Annotated in this window: 19 protein-coding genes; all 19 read right to left on the minus strand. The window is 60.6% G+C overall.

Translation table 11 applies throughout. The features are described from left to right. Window positions 1–6: 6 nt before the first annotated feature. Window positions 7–414, minus strand: a complete 408-nt coding sequence (locus tag ACREPD_RS09740) for a flagellar hook assembly protein FlgD (protein ID WP_431599141.1) — start codon at window positions 412–414, stop codon at window positions 7–9. Continuing rightward, window positions 404–994 carry a hypothetical protein gene (locus ACREPD_RS09745; protein ID WP_431599142.1) on the minus strand — a complete coding sequence of 197 codons (591 nt, stop codon included), beginning with the start codon at window positions 992–994 and terminating at the stop codon, window positions 404–406. Before ACREPD_RS09745 ends, ACREPD_RS09740 begins: the two co-directional genes overlap by 11 nt. Before the next feature lie 110 nt (window positions 995–1,104). Further along, a complete protein-coding gene (locus ACREPD_RS09750; RefSeq protein ID WP_431599143.1) occupies window positions 1,105–1,557 on the minus strand; it encodes a hypothetical protein in 453 nt (150 codons plus the stop codon). Continuing rightward, window positions 1,554–2,879 (minus strand): FliI/YscN family ATPase, encoded by a 1,326-nt coding sequence (locus ACREPD_RS09755; RefSeq protein WP_431599164.1) that lies wholly within the window; start codon window positions 2,877–2,879, stop codon window positions 1,554–1,556. Before ACREPD_RS09755 ends, ACREPD_RS09750 begins: the two co-directional genes overlap by 4 nt. After that, complete coding sequence (locus ACREPD_RS09760) at window positions 2,872–3,639, minus strand: hypothetical protein (protein WP_431599144.1); 768 nt, start codon at window positions 3,637–3,639, stop codon at window positions 2,872–2,874. The genes ACREPD_RS09755 and ACREPD_RS09760 overlap by 8 nt, the downstream gene beginning before the upstream one ends. Window positions 3,640–4,029: 390 nt before the next feature. Further along, window positions 4,030–5,424, minus strand: a complete 1,395-nt coding sequence (fliF, locus tag ACREPD_RS09765) for a flagellar basal-body MS-ring/collar protein FliF (protein ID WP_431599145.1) — start codon at window positions 5,422–5,424, stop codon at window positions 4,030–4,032. 67 nt (window positions 5,425–5,491) lie between these two features. Beyond that, window positions 5,492–5,809, minus strand: coding sequence for a flagellar hook-basal body complex protein FliE (fliE, locus tag ACREPD_RS09770; RefSeq protein ID WP_431599146.1), 318 nt, complete (start codon window positions 5,807–5,809; stop codon window positions 5,492–5,494). After that, window positions 5,806–6,258, minus strand: coding sequence for a flagellar basal body rod protein FlgC (gene flgC, locus ACREPD_RS09775; protein WP_431599147.1), 453 nt, complete (start codon window positions 6,256–6,258; stop codon window positions 5,806–5,808). The genes fliE and flgC overlap by 4 nt, the downstream gene beginning before the upstream one ends. Before the next feature lie 3 nt (window positions 6,259–6,261). Next, entirely contained in the window at window positions 6,262–6,627 is a 366-nt protein-coding gene (locus tag ACREPD_RS09780) for a flagellar basal body rod protein FlgB (protein ID WP_431599148.1), read from the minus strand. Window positions 6,628–6,641: 14 nt separating this feature from the next. Continuing rightward, window positions 6,642–7,685: a flagellar basal body P-ring protein FlgI gene (locus ACREPD_RS09785; RefSeq protein WP_431599149.1), complete on the minus strand. Its 1,044-nt coding sequence runs from the start codon at window positions 7,683–7,685 to the stop codon at window positions 6,642–6,644. Window positions 7,686–7,828: 143 nt separating this feature from the next. Next, window positions 7,829–8,389 carry a flagellar basal body L-ring protein FlgH gene (locus ACREPD_RS09790; protein WP_431599150.1) on the minus strand — a complete coding sequence of 187 codons (561 nt, stop codon included), beginning with the start codon at window positions 8,387–8,389 and terminating at the stop codon, window positions 7,829–7,831. Between the two features lie 35 nt (window positions 8,390–8,424). Then, window positions 8,425–8,859, minus strand: a complete 435-nt coding sequence (locus ACREPD_RS09795) for a hypothetical protein (RefSeq protein WP_431599151.1) — start codon at window positions 8,857–8,859, stop codon at window positions 8,425–8,427. A gap of 11 nt (window positions 8,860–8,870) precedes the next feature. Then, window positions 8,871–9,632 carry a flagellar hook-basal body protein gene (locus ACREPD_RS09800; RefSeq protein ID WP_431599152.1) on the minus strand — a complete coding sequence of 254 codons (762 nt, stop codon included), beginning with the start codon at window positions 9,630–9,632 and terminating at the stop codon, window positions 8,871–8,873. A 1-nt stretch (window position 9,633) separates the two neighbouring features. Beyond that, window positions 9,634–10,362: a flagellar hook-basal body protein gene (locus tag ACREPD_RS09805; RefSeq protein ID WP_431599153.1), complete on the minus strand. Its 729-nt coding sequence runs from the start codon at window positions 10,360–10,362 to the stop codon at window positions 9,634–9,636. 14 nt (window positions 10,363–10,376) lie between these two features. Continuing rightward, complete coding sequence (locus ACREPD_RS09810) at window positions 10,377–12,461, minus strand: flagellar biosynthesis protein FlhA (protein ID WP_431599154.1); 2,085 nt, start codon at window positions 12,459–12,461, stop codon at window positions 10,377–10,379. Beyond that, window positions 12,458–13,525 (minus strand): EscU/YscU/HrcU family type III secretion system export apparatus switch protein, encoded by a 1,068-nt coding sequence (locus ACREPD_RS09815; protein ID WP_431599155.1) that lies wholly within the window; start codon window positions 13,523–13,525, stop codon window positions 12,458–12,460. The genes ACREPD_RS09810 and ACREPD_RS09815 overlap by 4 nt, the downstream gene beginning before the upstream one ends. Then, complete coding sequence (locus ACREPD_RS09820) at window positions 13,522–14,265, minus strand: flagellar biosynthetic protein FliR (RefSeq protein WP_431599156.1); 744 nt, start codon at window positions 14,263–14,265, stop codon at window positions 13,522–13,524. The genes ACREPD_RS09815 and ACREPD_RS09820 overlap by 4 nt, the downstream gene beginning before the upstream one ends. A gap of 2 nt (window positions 14,266–14,267) precedes the next feature. Further along, window positions 14,268–14,534, minus strand: coding sequence for a flagellar biosynthetic protein FliQ (locus ACREPD_RS09825; RefSeq protein WP_431599157.1), 267 nt, complete (start codon window positions 14,532–14,534; stop codon window positions 14,268–14,270). 38 nt (window positions 14,535–14,572) lie between these two features. Then, window positions 14,573–15,724 (minus strand): tetratricopeptide repeat protein, encoded by a 1,152-nt coding sequence (locus ACREPD_RS09830; RefSeq protein WP_431599158.1) that lies wholly within the window; start codon window positions 15,722–15,724, stop codon window positions 14,573–14,575. Window positions 15,725–15,826: the final 102 nt, after the last annotated feature.

Genomic DNA, 15,826 nt, shown 5'->3' on the forward strand with positions numbered 1-15,826 from the left:
GTCTCCTTATCGAACCTGTACTACCTGGGAAATGTTCGCGTTGGTCAGGAACTCACCGCTCGCCGTTTCGATAACCAGGTTTGGACTCGCCTCCTTGAACGAGACGCTCTTGACCACGCCGCTAAGCAGCGCGGAGTCGGTCTGCACATCCACCTGACGGCCAAGCAGCCCCAGGGTCTGCGTCGCCGATTGAACCGACAGGAGATTGTCGATCTTGTCCGTCATCTGGCGGGTCTGCTCCAGCGAGGTGAACTGCGCCAGCTGTGAGACGAACTCAAAGTTGTCCACCGGCTTCAGCGGATCCTGATAGGTAAGTTGGGTCAGAATGATCTGCAGCAGCGACTGCATATCCAGGCCGAGCGAGTCGATTCGTTGGTCGACCCCGCTGGTGGGACCGACAGGGCTAATTGCCATGGTTCTGCTCCTTTAAGAGGGTGTGGGAGGCTTCGAATCCGTTGATGTGCAACTGGTCGATCACCATGTCGCGTTCTCTGACGATCTGAATAATGTATTTGCGGATATCGTTGGTGTTGAGTGAGTCGCCTTCCTTGATGCGTACGAAGATGTTCAGTCCATACGCTCCCCATACGATGGTTACTGCACTGTCGGAGAAGGGGGATTGGGCCGGGGGGGGCGCCGGAGAGGCAGGTCCGGCCTGTACGCTGCTCGCGGGCGTTGCGGCCAACTGGCGGTAGAACACAGTAGGGGCCGCGCTTCCATGGACCACCGGCATGCCCAGGGTGGGCGTGTTGGCGTGGTCAACTTCTTGTGGGTCGTACCGGCACATGCGGGTCGGTTGCACCAGAGGATAATCTGTAGTACCGACAGCTGGAGTGCCGATGCGGTTCGGTTGCGGGGGTGCTGCCGAGGGGCTATGCGCAGCCGGGCTCTCGGGAGTGCGAATGAGTGAACACGCTTCTCCAGCTGTTCGCGGCTTCGGCGCGGATGATGCCTCTTCCACGTAGCTGTCTCCGGCGCGTGCGTTGTTCCACATGCTCTCTTCCAGGGACTGCATTAGGTGCTGGAAGCCTGAGCTCGATCCAGGTCGCGTGGCCGCAGCTTCTGGGGCAGGTCGAGAAGGCAATGGAACGGCGATCGCGATTCTCATTGCTCATCACTCCATTCCTGGGGGAACTGTGCGAGGTGCGCTGAGCGCTCATCGTCAATTTGCTGCCGAAGGCGCGCGCGCGCGCGCAGGGCGTTTTCTTGCGCGTGATCGGCCAACTGTCGTCGCTGCACCAAGGTTCTGTGTTGCTCTTTGAGATGTTCGCTTGCGCTGGTTGCCGCCGTCTCTGCGTCGACAACCAGCTTGTAGGCATGACCAGCGACCTGCGACCAAGCCATGATCGCCATTGGCGCAGGCCCGCCGAGGCTCGATAGCGCAGCGCGGCCTTGTGTGATGGCGAACTGGAGCCGTGCCGTGGCGGCGTCGAGTGACGCACGGGTCAGGTCCTTCCTGTGTCGAAGTCGCATGGAGTCCGCCTCCGCGCAGTGCCGACGCAGAATGTGCAGTTCTGCGATGGCGCTTCGAGCTTTGTATACATCGCGCTTCTTCACAATTCAGTGCCGAGTAGATGCTGCAGCGTGCGAGTGCTTTCGGTACTGCTGGAGAACTCGGTCGGCTCCTGGCGTAGGAAATCCATCAGCTCCGGACGCAGGGCGATAGCACGGTCCAACGCACTGCTGCCGCCAGCGATATACAGGCCAGATTCAATCAGCATTCGCGACGAATCGTGCAAGGACAGTTGTGATATTGCATCTGCTGCGGCGCGCTGCTGTGGCTTGTTGCTCACCCGTCCAGATACCCGGCTTATGCTCCGCGGGACGTCAATCGCTGGGAAGTGTCGCTTTTCCGCCAGCTCCCGGGTGAGGACAATATGGCCGTCAAGCAATGCGCGCAGGGTATCCGTCATTGGGTCGTCGATGTCGTCGCTTTCTGCAAGAACCGTCATTACCGCGGTGATTGCACCACCTTGTTTGAGTGCGCCGCAGCGCTCGATCACCTTGGGCAGCGCTGCAAATACACTGGGTGTGTACGCTCGAACGGTCGGGGGTTCGCCAGCGGCAAGGCCGATTTCCCGTAGCGCGAGTGCATAGCGGGTCATCGAGTCCAGCAGCAGCAACACATGGCTCTTGGCCTCGCGGAAGTACTCCGCCAAGGTCAGTGCGACCAGAACGCTGCGAGCACGCATGATCGCGGGCTGGTCGGAACTGGCCAGGACCATGATCGAGCGTTTTCGCGCCTCTTCGGTCAGTGCCTCTTCCCAGAATTCCTCAGCTTCCCGACCGCGTTCGCCGACCAGGCACAGCACACAGATATCCGCGGCGACATGCCTGGCCATGCCGCCAAGCAAGCTGGTCTTTCCGACACCACTGCCGGCAAAGATGCCAACGCGCTGGCCGATACCCAGGGTGAGCAGGCTGTCGATTGCCCGGAATCCGGTCTCCAGTGGCTGCGTGGGCGACACGCGATCAAGGACGGCGGTCGTGGCACCGGCCAAGGGCCGGCGCTGCAGGCAGTGGTTGATCGGCCCCTTCCCATCCAGGGGATTGCCCAAGGCATCGATGATGCGCCCGAGGTAGCCCTGTCCAACGGGTAAAGTGGCACCGATTGTAAGTGCCTCCACCCTGTCGCCGACATGTAGGGCAGTTAGTGGTCCGAAAGGTACCAGCGTAACTCTGCCAACTTCGACCTTGGCGACCTCGACGAGCAGCGAGGCTTGGCCATATCTATCGATTCGGCATAGCGATCCCAGAGATACGCCCGGTCCGTCCGCCTCCACGTAGGTGGGCGTGATCCGCGTGATCCTGCCACAAAGCGTCGCTGTGTCGATGCACTGCAGCGCCTGGACAAACGGGTGTTGTTCCAGATCAGGCATGGTCGCCACGCAGATTGTCCAGTGTTGCTGCCAGCTTTCCGTGTTGGGTCGAGAGACTGATGTCGCTTGTTCCAAGAGTCAGGCCAATCAGGCAGGCACCTGGCTCCAGCTCAGGCCTGGCGGTAATGGAACAGCCTGGAGTGCGGACATACTCCGCCAGAAGGTTGCGGAGCTGTTTGTCATCCGGGAAATCCTGCGCGGAGACATCGATGCTGAGCACGGCATCGTGAGCGGTAGCGCGCAGATGGTGCGCGATGGATTGCGCCACCAATGATGCGTAGCTGGTGACATCGCCGAAAAGATTAGCCAGCGCCACCTGCGTCATTCGTACTGCGAGCTGCTGCGAATGCTCCACCAACGAGACATCGAACGCCGAAAGCGCCGTCTCCATGGCATCACGAAGCACCTGAAGTCTATGGTCAAGTTTTTCCTGGGCGATCTTCCGTCCCTGCTCCCGCCCTAGCTGAAGGCCTCGCTCAAAGCCCACCTCCTCTGCGATCGAGGCGTTCTGCTCTGCTTGATCCCGCTCACCCCGCAGCCCCTCGATAACCGCAGCCAGCGCAGCGGCATGCTCTACGGCGGCAGCCAGCTCGTGGCCCTCGACCGACTGATCAGGTGCAGCCACGGCGCGCGCGGGGAGGGCGGAGACCGCGTACGCCTTGATCAGTCCGGTCATCGCAGTTGCCCCCATCGTCGGACGCGTCGTAGCACTGCATCCCATGCCCTTGCGCGGCGTGTTGGCGCGCTTGACGTCGACCATGGTTGAGTTGCCAATGCGGCTTCGATCAGTGCCTTTCCGGCGTGCGCGGTCAATTGGTATGCCGGGTATTTAACGGCTCGATGGTTGGAGACGGGGCGTTCCAGTACCGCCAGCAAGGCATCCTCGCCATTGATTCTCAGGCTATGGAGCAGCCGTGTTGTGAGATCGCTAGGGGCCGAGCTCATGAAGCGATCAAGGCGCTGCGCTCTGCAGATGACCTCTTCTGAAGCGGCATCCGAGTTCGACAGCGATTGCAGGACAATGCCGCCCGCGTCGGCGAGAAGCGGCCGTAGCCGGGCCTGCTCCACAGTGTCCAAGCTTGACCAGATATGTTCCACGTCCTCAATCGCGCACTCGCTCAAACGAGCCACGGCGCGGCGCAGGGTCCTGTCATGCCCTGCCATGCTGCGCCTCCGCATCGATGAGGTTCTTCAGGCGTTGTACGAACGCCTGGCGTTCCTCCTCGCTCATCTGGCGTCGCCTGGAAGTGGCGGAGGTTCGCCGTAGCAGGCGAGCGGAGACGAGAAGCAGCAAGCCAAGCAGCACCGATCCGGCCAGCCAGTAAGTGCGCGTGTAAGCCTGGTTACTGTGGGGTTCTCTCGAAAGGCTCGGTGACGGAGCGGCCTGCCTAGCGGCCAATACTGGCTCAGTGATGATTGGTTGCACGCTCTGTGTTATGGAGGTCGCTGACGCGTTCCCGCTCTCGAGGTCCGAGAGTGATGGTGTGGATCGGGCAATGATGGATATGACATCGCCCCTGTCCGGGAGGAGTCCAATGGACGCGGAAACCAGCTCAGTGATCTCTGCAGCTTCCGCGGCAGACAGCGGCTTACCCAACACGATGCCGACAGAGAGGCGGCGAACGGAGCCCGGTGCCGATACAACCTGTTCGACGGTACGGTTCGACTTTCCATTGTCGATCTCCATCGGGATCGGAGGGCGAACACCCGATGTCGAGTCGACACCGGTCGCTTCGACGATACCGGGAAGCGACATCAGGTTGGTCATCCCGACAGAGCGCGGGCGGGAAGTGGATTCGCGGGTGACCTGTGTCTGGTCGAAGTCCATCTCGGCATCGACTGCGACACTGGCTTGCGTGTCGCCGGTGAGGTGCGAAATCTGCGCCAATATCCTGTTCTGGTAGTGCTCCTCGAGTGTGCGCTTCAACACGAACTTCTGGTCCTCAACAGCGCCGTTGGCAGAGGCGAGCGCCACGCCGCGCGCATCGAGAACAGTGACATCGGATACGGCCATCTCCGGAACTGCAGCAGCCACCAGCCGCTGTATGCCGCCGATGGTGTCCTCGTCGAGATGGCCGCCACGGCGCATGAAAACAGCAATGGATGCTTTGGGGCGCGCCTTGTCCCTGCGGAAAATGGACGACTCGGGAAGGGTGAGATGCACGCGTGCCGTATCGACGTCGTCCAGCGACATGATCGTTCTGGAGAGCTCGCCTTGAAGTGCACGCTGATAGTTGACTTTCTGCGCGAACTCCGTAAGGCCAAGACTTGAGTCCTTGAACAGCTCCAGCCCAACCACGTTCTGCAGGCGCAGGTCACCGCTCATAAGCTTGATGCGGGCGGCGCGGCTGTCGTTCTCCGGAACCAGAATGGCGCCCCTATCTTCGTCCAGCCTGAAGGGAATCCTCTCTTTCTCCAACTCGGCGATCACTGCGCTGGCGTCCCCTGGCTTGAGGTCGGTAAACAGTGGCTTATAGCTGGGGCGGAGTGCGAGATAGATGGCCAGAGCCACCAGAAGCAGGCATGAAAACAGCGCGCCTGCCATCAGCCACTGGCGGGTTCTACTCAAGGAGGAAAAGGCTGATGCCATTGAAGGATTTGGGACACTCATGTCAGAGCTGCATCCGCATCAGTTCCTGATACGCCTCCACGAACCGTGTGCGAACCTGCAGAGCGAAATGCAGGGACATGCGCGCCTCCTCAAGCGCCAACATCACCTGATGCGGCGGAATGTCGGCACCCATAGCAAAGGCCTGCGCAGCTTGATCGGCGACCTTGACGTGACCATCGACCTTCACTGCGCCAGCCATCAGCATCTCGCCAAAGCCAATCGGGTCATTGATGTTTGCCGGGCTCAAGGGCTGCAGCCCAGGGCTGGGAATTGCCGACGGCATCAGCGAGGCGATCGTGCCGAGCTGCGCAATGCTCATGGGGTACCCCCCAACTCCAACGCCCGCATGTACATCGAGCGCGCTGCGTTGAACATGACCGTATTTGCCTCATATGTACGCAGGGTTTGCACCATCAGCGCCATTTCGCCAGCGTGATCAATCGACGGGTAAGCGATATCACCGTTCTTGTCGGCCAACGGGTGGGACGGGTCATGGACAACTCTCGCAGGTGCATCTGCCTGCACGAGTGCATAGGATTGAACGCCGGACAGCTCCGGCCCGGAGCTGCCTGCATCGGTTCTCACCTGCTGGAGCGCCTGATCAAATCGTGTGGTTCGCGGCCCCGAGATCAGGCGCATCGCACGATGCGGCTCTTCGCCCGGAGTGCTGACGGTGCCGGAATTGGCAAGGTTCTGCGCGATCACTTCCATTCGCTGCCGCTCTACCTCGAGCGCAGATCGCGATATGGCAAAAATGGAATCAGCCATGGATCAGCCTCCCTTGATGGCAAGTTGCTCGATCTGCAACGTGCGGTTGAGTACGCCTATCAGCATCGCGTAGCGCGCTGAGGTCTCGGATGCCTGGGCGATTTCATAGTCGATGCGGACGCCATGCTCGGGGCCATCGGCGGACCACTGCAGCGAGGGCCGTAGAGCGCCAATTTCTCGTGCAAGATCGGCTGGGTTGGCGGTACCTGCCTCGGAGACAGTGAGGCGCAACTGTTCCTCGAATGAAACGCGCAGGGGCTGGTAGTCCACTGAGTTGGCGTTGGCGATGTTCTGGGCGGTGGCGGCCTGCCGCACCTGCAATCCATCCAGTGCTTTGGACGCGATTGCCTTGATGATTTCAGATGACATTTGGAATACCCCGGTCATTGGACAACGATGTCCGCATGCAGAGCGCCGGCAGCCTTGATCGATTGCAGAATGGCAATGACGTCGCGCGTGCTGACATGCGATTGCGAGAGGGAGCTGACGAGAACAGACACGGTCGTGTGGGGAAAGGAATACGCAATTCGCTGAGCGCCTTCTTCCACCGCGAGATCACTATTGCCGATGACCAGGCTTCGCACGCCACGCCCCGCAATACCAACATTCTCTGGCTGAGAGGCTGAGAACTCAGTGTCGACAGATACACGTATATCCCCATGAGAAATGGTGACAGGTGAGATGCGGGTATCGCCACCGGACACCACGGTGCCGGTCCGTTCATTGATGACGACGCGTGAGGATTGGTCGGGAATGACGCTGAGGTCCTCGATGCGCGACACGTAGGCATTCAGCTCTGCGCGCGCGTAAGGGATACGGACCTTCACCGTCTCTGCATCCAACGAAGACGCGGTGCCAGGCGCGATCGAGTGGTTGATCTGCGACGCGACGCGCTCGGCGGTCATCGAGTCGGGATTCTTGAGAACGAAGGTCAGGTATCCATCGTCCGCGCTCAATTCCGACCGCACCGGGTACTCCACCGTCCCGCCACTCGATACGATGCCCACTGTCGGGTGGTTCTTCTGCCGAAGGTTGCCGTTTGCATTGAAGCTGTACCCGCCCACGGCCACTGGGCCCTGCGCCAACGCGTAGGTGCGGCGATCTGGGCCTCGCAGCGGGCTCATGATCAGCGTCCCACCGGCCAGGCTGCGCGCGTCGCCTGTAGAGGTGACGTTGACGTCGATCTTGTCGCCCATGTTTGCGGTGGGGGGCAGGGTGGCGGTGATCAGAACCATGGCGACGTTGCGGCTCTGAATCTGGTCCTGTGGGACGGTAAGGTCAAACTGCGAGAACATGTTGGCCATGGCCTGTCGAGTGGCCTGGTTGCGCGGCGAATCTCCCGAGCCTGCAAGGCCGGTGACAATGCCGTAGCCCACCAGCATGTTGTCGCGCCGGCCAAGGAAACGTCCAAGATCCTTCAGTCGCACGCTCGCTTCATTGGATTGTGCTGGAGGGATTCCGGAGGCGGAGGCAGTCACGCAAAGCTGAACTGTCATGAGTATGAGCACGGCCAAGATGACGCACTTTCTGCGGTCGACATTTCGGCCGATGGGGCGGATGCGAGGCATGTTCACCACAACCCCAGCCATGCAAGTACACGTGGAATGAGACCAGGACGAGTTCGATCTGTGATGTAGCCGTCGCCTACGTAGTCAATACGCGCATCGGCGATCCGGGTAGAGAGAACGGTGTTTCCTTGTGAAATGTCGATCGGGCGTATCCGACCACTCAGTCGAATGCGGGTCTTTTCGCCATTGATGTCGATGGTCTGCTCGCCCGCGATCCTGAGATCGTCGTTTGGCAGGTGCTCCACCACCAGCACACTGATCTGCGCAAGCAGGTTTCCACTTCGCTGTATCTGGCCACGACCGCCGTAGCTGTCTCGCAGGTTGGCCTGCAGCGAGGTATCGGTGTTGGCAAGTGACCTGACGCTCCCGCCCACACTGAAAGCAGTTGAGGTGGACGTGTCCGCACTGTTGCGAGCGCTGGAGTTCTCATAGACGAGCACCGTGACGATATCCCCCGCCAGCGAGGCGCGTCTGTCGGCGATGAGCGGGCGATAGTCGGCCCCGTTGTACAGGTCTGCAGAGCATGCACTGGCGCTGGCAAAAAGCAGACCCAGTGCCAACATGCACCGTTCTACCCCACGTTTTGGTGACAGGAATCTCATTTCCCATCCTTCGCGGGTTCGGCTCGCAGCGCAACTGCAACGCCGTCGCCCATTGCTACCAGGACGGGGTCTCCGCCCGCACAATCGCGAAGCACGCTTGCACGCCTGGCAATGGTGATGGGGCCATTTATGAGCAGCACGACAATCTCCTCGCCGCGCCTGGCGCGAGCAAGCTTGGCCCCGTCAATACGGGGAACGGTCTGTCCGGGCAGCATGTCCCGTGTCGCGCGCGCCAGACGCTCTCTTCCGTCGTAGTGCACGGGAACCAATGCCTCTCCGATTGAGCACTCGGCGAGTTCCAGGTTCTCTCTGGAAAAGGCATCGCCGCGTGCTACCGTTTGGGTCAGGCGCATGCAGGTGCTGGCGCCTGTTTTCGCGTGGGCGGCCGCAGGAGCGCTCGCAATGATGACGAACAGCAGGAGGAGCGGCATGGATGTAGGCATCAACGCTTCAATCCGTTGGCGATGCCCATCAGCTCATCCCCGATCTGAACCAGACGTGCATTGGCCGCGTACGCGCGCTGATAGATCATCAGGTTGACCAGCTCATCGGACAACTGGACATTGGATGCTTCGCTGAAGCCCTGGGCGATCAATCCCGCGTTGTCCTCGCCCGGAACGCCACGGCTCAAGGTGAGGTCGTCCTCCGCGATCCCATACATGCCATCGCCAAGCGATAGCAGGCGACCGCTATCCTTGGCGCGCACCAGTTCGATGTTGCCAAGCTCCAGCAACTCGCTCTGATCGGGAAGTGCGGCCAGGACCTGCCCATCGGCGCGGATGGTGAGGCTGGTTGCGTCGCTCGGCACGGTGATCATGGCATGCAAGGGAAGCCCATTAGGTGCGGTGAGATAGCCGTCTTCGCCGATGTGCAGCGTGCCACCGCGCCAGAGAACGCTGTCACCAGACCGCGCCTGTAGTTCGATGAAGCCGTCGCCGCGAATGGCGAGGTCGAGAGCATTGCCAGTCGGGCGAAGGTCACCTTGAGTGAATACATGCAAGGCTGGAGTTGCCATTACACCGTTGGCGTTACTGCTGGGCGAGCTTCGCTCGTTGGGCGAGGTAGCACCGACCAGCTCCGAAAACGAAACCACCCCGCGCTTGTAGCCGGCCGTATTAATGTTGGACACATTGTTGGCGGTTATGTCCACGGCCGTCTGCTGCGCGTTCAGGCCGGTGGCGCCAATATAGAAAACCCCGTTCATCTCACATGTCTCCAAGGCGTTGCAGTACGTTTCCCATCATGTCGTCGTAGGCATGAATCACCTTCTGGCCTGCCTCGATTCGACGCATGGATTCCATGACCTGGATCATGTCTTTGCCTACCGCTACATTGGCCATCTCCACAAAGCCCTGGACGAGCGTGGAGCTCACCACACGCTGCTCCATCGGCGGGGCGAGAGCGGGATCGGCGGCGAAGAGGCTATTGCCCTTGCGAACCAGATTTACGCCGGCTTCGAACTCGACAATGCCGACCGTAGCGACCGGGGCGCCGCCGTCGATCACCGTTCCATCCGATTCGACGTGCCAGTCGCTGGTCTGGACCACGATATCGCCACCCTCGGCAGACTGCAGATAGCCTCCTCGTCCAGTAACCAGGCGACCATCGGCATCGCGCCTGAAGCTTCCAGCGCGGGTGTACACAACGCCATCGTCGGTACTGAGCGTGAAGAGACCGGGGCCGTTGATCGCGATGTCGAGCGGATTGCCGGTATGCACCAGCTTTCCGTTGCTGAAGTCGGTTGAAATCGTGATGCCATGCATACGTGGTGTGGCGCCAAGGTGGCGTGGCTCTTGAGCGGTCAGTTCCTGCTTGAAGCTGATGAGGCTCTTGTAGCCCGGCGTGGCGGTATTGGCGACGTTCTGACTGGAAGCCTCAACGCGCCTTGTCTCCTGCGCGATCAGTTCCGTTGCCGTGACCATTAAATTGTCCATCGAGACAGCGTCCTTCATCGGGCAGGGAAGACAGGGTTGCTGGATTTCGCCTCACTAATCGATTCGACTGTTATCGTGGCGAAGGAGGAGAGCGTGATCGAATGCGGGACCTCACTCATGGAGATCACCGAGAGCCGGGGTGCGACGCGTCGGGTAAACGTTCTAAGCGCACGCCTAAGCTCAGGTCGGCACAGCATCACGGGAGGCGTGTTCTTTCGCATCATCAGGTCAATCTGCGCCAAAAGCCTACCCAGAAATCCCTCCGCCAGGTGTGGATCAAGAACGAACCCACCACTTCCATCGACATCATGCAGGTTCTGCATCATGCGACCCTCGATCGCAGGATCTAGAGTGAGGACCGGCAACACCTCGCGATTGCCCTGGATGTTGCGACAGATGGAATGGCTGAGTCTCTGGCGAATGGCTTCGCCGAGCTTCGCAGCGTCCTTTTCATGCCTGGCTTTGTCGACCAGCACCTCGATGATGAGGTCGATGTTCCGTATCGAAACACTCTCTTCCAGCAACCCCTGCAGCACCTGCTGAATATCGCTGAGCGCGAGAATGTTCGGAACGAGCTCCTCGACCAGCCCAGGCTGACGCGCACGTACACCGTCCAACAGCGATAGCACCTCGCTGCGCAGCAGCAGCATGGAGGCATGCTCCTTCATCACTTCCGTCACATGCGTCGTGAATACGGTCATGGCATCGACTGGGGTATAGCCGAGCGCGCGCGCTTGGGTGATGTGTTCCGCCGCGATCCAGACCGCAGGCAGCCCGAAAGCCGGGTCCTTCGTAGGTGTGCCGGGAAGCTGGCCTGCGGCCTTTTCATTGGAGTGGATGGCCAGCGTCATATCGTGCTGCAGGCTTGCCCCAGCGTAGCGGTCTCCGAACAGCAGGATCCGGTACTCGTCAGTGCCAAGCTGTGGATCATCGCGGAACACGATGGGGGGAACCATCATTCCCATGTCCTGCGCGTACTGCTTTCTGATGTTCGCTAGACGCTCGGACAGCAGTAGCTGGAGTGGCATCCACGCCTTGCCCAGCCCAGCGCCGAACACAACCTCGATTGGTGAGACTGCCACGTGTGTACGCTGCGCGGCCGATGTGATCTCTTCGGCTGTCCCAGCCTGTTGGCCTGCGACAGCGGCGGCCTTCCGGCGGACGCTGAGCCAAATTGCCGCCGCGATGCCGGCGAGGATGATCACCGGCCACTTTGGCATGCCAGGTAGAAGGAGCAGCCCACCAAGCGCGATCATCACCAGTAGCTGGATCTTCGGATGGCTCGACAGCTGCCGCACGACTTCCAGACTCAGACGGTTGTCGGATGCCGATCGGGTGACGATGATGCCGGTAGCCACCGATATGACAAGCGCAGGTACCTGAGTGACGATTCCGTCACCGATGGTAAGGAGAGTGAAAACCCGCGCCGCATCGCCCCACGACATGTCCATCTGCGCGACCCCGACGGACAGCCCGCCGATGACGTTGATCAACAGAATGATGATGCCGGCTATCGCATCGCCCTTCACAAACTTGCTGGCGCCATCCATTGAGCCATAGAAGCCGGCTTCCTTCTCCAGGTCCTTGCGTCGCCGGCGAGCCTCATCCTGATCGATCAGGCCCATATTGAGATCGGCATCGATACTCATCTGCTGGCCGGGCATCGCATCGAGTACAAAACGTGCGGCGACTTCCGATACGCGTTGAGCACCGTTGGTCACCACAACGTACTGCACCACGATGAGGATGAAGAAGACAATCAGGCCAATGATGAAGTTGTCATTGACGACGAACTTGCCAATCGAACCGATGACTTGCCCGGCCTCTGCGCCGGAGAGTATCAGGCGCGTGGCCGCGATGTTCAGCGACAGTCGGAACAGGGTCGCGATCAACAGTAGCGAGGGGAACGTGGAAAAGTCCACAGGCCGCGGCACGTAGAATGTCATCAGGAGCATCGTCAGCGCGAACGCAAAGTTGACGAGAATGAGGAAGTCCAATGCCGCCGAAGGTATCGGCATGAACAGAATGAGCAGGATAGACAGCACCGCGAATACCAGCGCAAGGTCGGACTGCCCTTTGAGCTTCAGGAATGGGTTCATGCGGCCTTGCCGGAGTTGAATTGCCGGATCTTCAGGTAGATCTCAGCCGTGCGACGGTACAGAGTGCCGGGAACTTCCTGCTCCAGCGCGGTCTTGTGGTAGAGCTGACGCGCGACGGCGCGCGATTCTATGATTGGCACGCCATAGATGAAGGCAAGCTTGCGTAGCCGCAGGGCGAAGTCACCAGCCCCCTTTGCGACCACCGCCGGGGCGGCCATGATGGTCGGATCGTACTTCAACCCGACGGCATAGTGTGTTGGGTTCGTCACGAGTACATCCGCGCCGCGCAGGCTGCGCATGCTTTTTGCGCGCTGTAGGAGTTCGCGTTGGAGCTGCCGGCGCCGTTGTTTGATTCGCGGATCGCCCTCGCGCTGCTTAGCTTCCTGCTTCTGTTCGTGCCGGCTCATGCGCATCTTCCTGGCGAACATTTGCCGGACAATGACCTGGTCGATGGCGGCAAAGATGCTTGCTGCGATCAGGAACAGCACGAGCAGGTCCATGCCGCTGCTGCGGATCATGCCGGCAATATCCCGGGAGGCCAATGCCGTGTGTGAGAGATCTTGCGCGGACCTGCAGATGAACAGCACGGCGATCGCGACGTAGGCTGCCATCTTCACGAATGCCTTGCCCGCATCGAGTAGCAGCTGCAGCGAAAACAGCCGCTTGACGCCCTGAATCGGGTTGAGTCTGGAGAGGTCGGACTTCAGTGCGGCAGGCGCAAAGATGACGCCAGTCTGGGCAAGTGATGCCAGTAGCGCGCCAGTGAGGACAGTCGCTATCAATGGCGCAACTGCAGTCGCCCCTTCCACCAGAAGGCGACCAGACCAAACCAGTAGAGCATTGCCGCTGCTGTGGATCATGCCGGCCTCGGCGAACGCGCGGGCGCACAAAGTGCTGAGTTCAGTCGCCAGTTGGCTCCCGCGAAGCGAAATGTAGCTGGCAAGAAATACCAGCGCGACGACCATGCCAAGATCCGGACTCCTAGCGACCATGCCCTTCTTCCGGGCCTGCTCGAGCTTGTAGGAGGTTGCCTGCTCTGTCTTGTTCTGCTCGCTGTCGCTCATTGGGTCGCCAACGAAGCGGTGTAGTCGAATGCGTGTCGCAACAGGCGAAGCACGACTGGGCCAAGAAGGCCTGCCGAAAGCGCGAGCATGACGAGTGCTGCGATGGCCTTCACCTGCAGGCCCATCATCAACGCGTTCATCTGCGGTAGCGCGCGCGAAAGGAAGCCGATCGTAATGTCGATCAGAAACAAGGTGACCACAGCGGCGGCCACCGCGCTGAGACCTATGCCCATGATGAGACTGGTGTAGCCGATCAGCATTTCCGGGCTGCCCGCGATGCTGCTTTGTCCTACGGGTAATACGTTCGCCATCGAAGCAAGAAGTCGTACTGCCTCCAAATGGCCGTTGTTTGCAAAGAAGATCATGCCGGCGCCCATGGTGAGCGCAGTGCCGAGCAACGGCGCGCGCCCACGTGACCCGGGGTCTATCACCAGCGCGAGGCCGAATCCTGCCTGCACGTCCAGCGCACGGCCGGCGAAAGACAGTGAGGCGAAGGCAATCTGCAGGGAAAACGCAATCGCCAGGCCTAGAATCAGCTCACAGGCCGCCGATGCGATAAAAGCGCCGTCAGTTTGCGGGAGGTTCGATGGCATAACCGGAGCCAGCGCAGCGGCCAAGCCAAGGACCAGGGTGATGCGAATGCGCACTGGCACGTTGATCTGCGAGAACGGTGGAGCAATGGCGAACAGTGGTCCGATTCTCAGTGTCAGCAGGGCGATGGCAGAGACGGTAGAGTTCATTCTCAGCCCATGCCTGCAATGCTCTTGAACAGGCTTGCTGCGAACTCGACGACGCGCCCGAGCATCCAAGAGCCCAGCACGATCGCAACGATCATCGCAATGGCAAGCTTCGGTACGTAGCTGAGGCTCATCTCCTGCAACTGCGTGACTACCTGGAAGACGCTCACCGCCAAGCCAACCAGCAGTGTCGAGAGCAGGATGGGGGCAGATATGGCGAAGCTGTTCCAGAAGAGCTGGGACATAAGCTCAAGCGCTTGATCGGACGACACGGACGGTTACCTGGTCAGTACGGTGGAGTGGCGCTGGATCAGTGATTGGCAGCGTCGCGCAGGGAACGCTTGGCCATGATCTGCGCGATCGTCGGCCCCTGTTCGCCTCCGAGCGGATGGTTGAGCAGAGCAAGTCGCAGCTCGACGCTCCTGTCTGTTTGACCGGCGCGCTGGAGGAGCAGGCCCTGCGCCATGATGGCGGACAGGCACTCGCGATCGAGGCGCAATGCTGCTTGTGTGCGGCGCTGCGCGTCGTCGATGCGGTGCTGGTAGACGTCGGTTACGGCAATTGCGCCGAGTGCTTCGGCGAACCCTCGATCTATGTCAAGTGCGCGCTCGAACCGATCACGTGCCGTATCCAGGTCTCCGTTGAGAACGTGTGCCCAGCCGGACGTAAGCCATGTGCCCGCATGACCCGGAAGCAGGGCCGCGGCCTTGTCGAGACTCATGGCGGCAGTATTGAAGTCCTGCTGGGCAAGGCGGCCCAGGCCTTCTCCGAGATGGGCGCGGCCACTGGCTGGGTCGGCCTCCATAGCCTTGCGGAACAGCTGCATTGCTTGGCCGAGGTCATCCCGTTCCAGAGCCAGCAGGCCGAGGACAGTCAAGCTTCCCGCCGCGGCGGGCGCGCGCATGGCGAAGGCCTCTGCCTGGTCGCCTTCGGCGGCATCAAACAGGAGTGTGGCCAACATGCCGGCAACCTGCCCGCCGACTATCGCATGCTCGGCATGTTGCTTGCCGAGGTCAATCGCGGCGTCCAGCATGCCCAGGTGATGCATGCACTGCATCCGCAGGACAATGGCGTCTGGCTGGGCGTCCAAGACCGGATCGGTCAGCAAGTCGACGGCCGTCGCGTAGTCATCCAACAGGGCGCTCGCGTAGGCGAGGTTATAGGCAAGGAAGGGGTCGTCGGGATGCTCAAGCAACAAGGCCGCGAAAGTTGCTCGAGCCTCGCTGCTGCGCCCTTGCGATAGCGCGGAGACAGCGCGCAGGTTCATCAGTGCCGGGGCCAGTGGCTGAAGCTGCTCGTACCGGTTCAGAAGGGTGTCGCATTCTACGTACCGACCGTCATCCGCAGCGCGTTTGGCAGCATCGCCAATCAGTGCAAGATTGGTCGGGTCCGCGTCGATATAGTCGAGCAGGCGCTGCAGCCGTGGCGAGGGCGAATCAAGACGTTGCGTCGTGCCATCCATCAAGAATCCTTCTCCTTGGTCCTATAGCCGTGAGCGCAGGCGTATGCCGGCATCCGTGTCGTGTTGGGGCAGCCCTCCAGCCGGGCCCAGATGTACGGTGTA

The organism is Stenotrophomonas sp. (genome assembly GCF_050737075.1).
In the GTDB taxonomy this organism is placed as follows: Bacteria; Pseudomonadota; Gammaproteobacteria; order Xanthomonadales; family Xanthomonadaceae; genus Stenotrophomonas.

Coding starts and splice junctions, on each gene's coding strand:
- ACREPD_RS09740 (WP_431599141.1), bottom strand. CDS start 414: ATGGCAATTAGCCCTGTCGGTCCCACCAGCGGGGTCGACCAACGAATC.
- ACREPD_RS09745 (WP_431599142.1), bottom strand. CDS start 994: ATGTGGAACAACGCACGCGCCGGAGACAGCTACGTGGAAGAGGCATCA.
- ACREPD_RS09755 (WP_431599164.1), bottom strand. CDS start 2,879: ATGCCTGATCTGGAACAACACCCGTTTGTCCAGGCGCTGCAGTGCATC.
- ACREPD_RS09760 (WP_431599144.1), bottom strand. CDS start 3,639: ATGGTCGACGTCAAGCGCGCCAACACGCCGCGCAAGGGCATGGGATGC.
- fliF (WP_431599145.1), bottom strand. CDS start 5,424: ATGGCAGGCGCGCTGTTTTCATGCCTGCTTCTGGTGGCTCTGGCCATC.
- fliE (WP_431599146.1), bottom strand. CDS start 5,809: ATGAGCATTGCGCAGCTCGGCACGATCGCCTCGCTGATGCCGTCGGCA.
- flgC (WP_431599147.1), bottom strand. CDS start 6,258: ATGGCTGATTCCATTTTTGCCATATCGCGATCTGCGCTCGAGGTAGAG.
- ACREPD_RS09780 (WP_431599148.1), bottom strand. CDS start 6,627: ATGTCATCTGAAATCATCAAGGCAATCGCGTCCAAAGCACTGGATGGA.
- ACREPD_RS09790 (WP_431599150.1), bottom strand. CDS start 8,389: ATGTTGGCACTGGGTCTGCTTTTTGCCAGCGCCAGTGCATGCTCTGCA.
- ACREPD_RS09795 (WP_431599151.1), bottom strand. CDS start 8,859: ATGCCGCTCCTCCTGCTGTTCGTCATCATTGCGAGCGCTCCTGCGGCC.
- ACREPD_RS09800 (WP_431599152.1), bottom strand. CDS start 9,632: ATGAACGGGGTTTTCTATATTGGCGCCACCGGCCTGAACGCGCAGCAG.
- ACREPD_RS09805 (WP_431599153.1), bottom strand. CDS start 10,362: ATGGACAATTTAATGGTCACGGCAACGGAACTGATCGCGCAGGAGACA.
- ACREPD_RS09810 (WP_431599154.1), bottom strand. CDS start 12,461: ATGAACCCATTCCTGAAGCTCAAAGGGCAGTCCGACCTTGCGCTGGTA.
- ACREPD_RS09815 (WP_431599155.1), bottom strand. CDS start 13,525: ATGAGCGACAGCGAGCAGAACAAGACAGAGCAGGCAACCTCCTACAAG.
- ACREPD_RS09820 (WP_431599156.1), bottom strand. CDS start 14,265: ATGAACTCTACCGTCTCTGCCATCGCCCTGCTGACACTGAGAATCGGA.
- ACREPD_RS09830 (WP_431599158.1), bottom strand. CDS start 15,724: ATGGATGGCACGACGCAACGTCTTGATTCGCCCTCGCCACGGCTGCAG.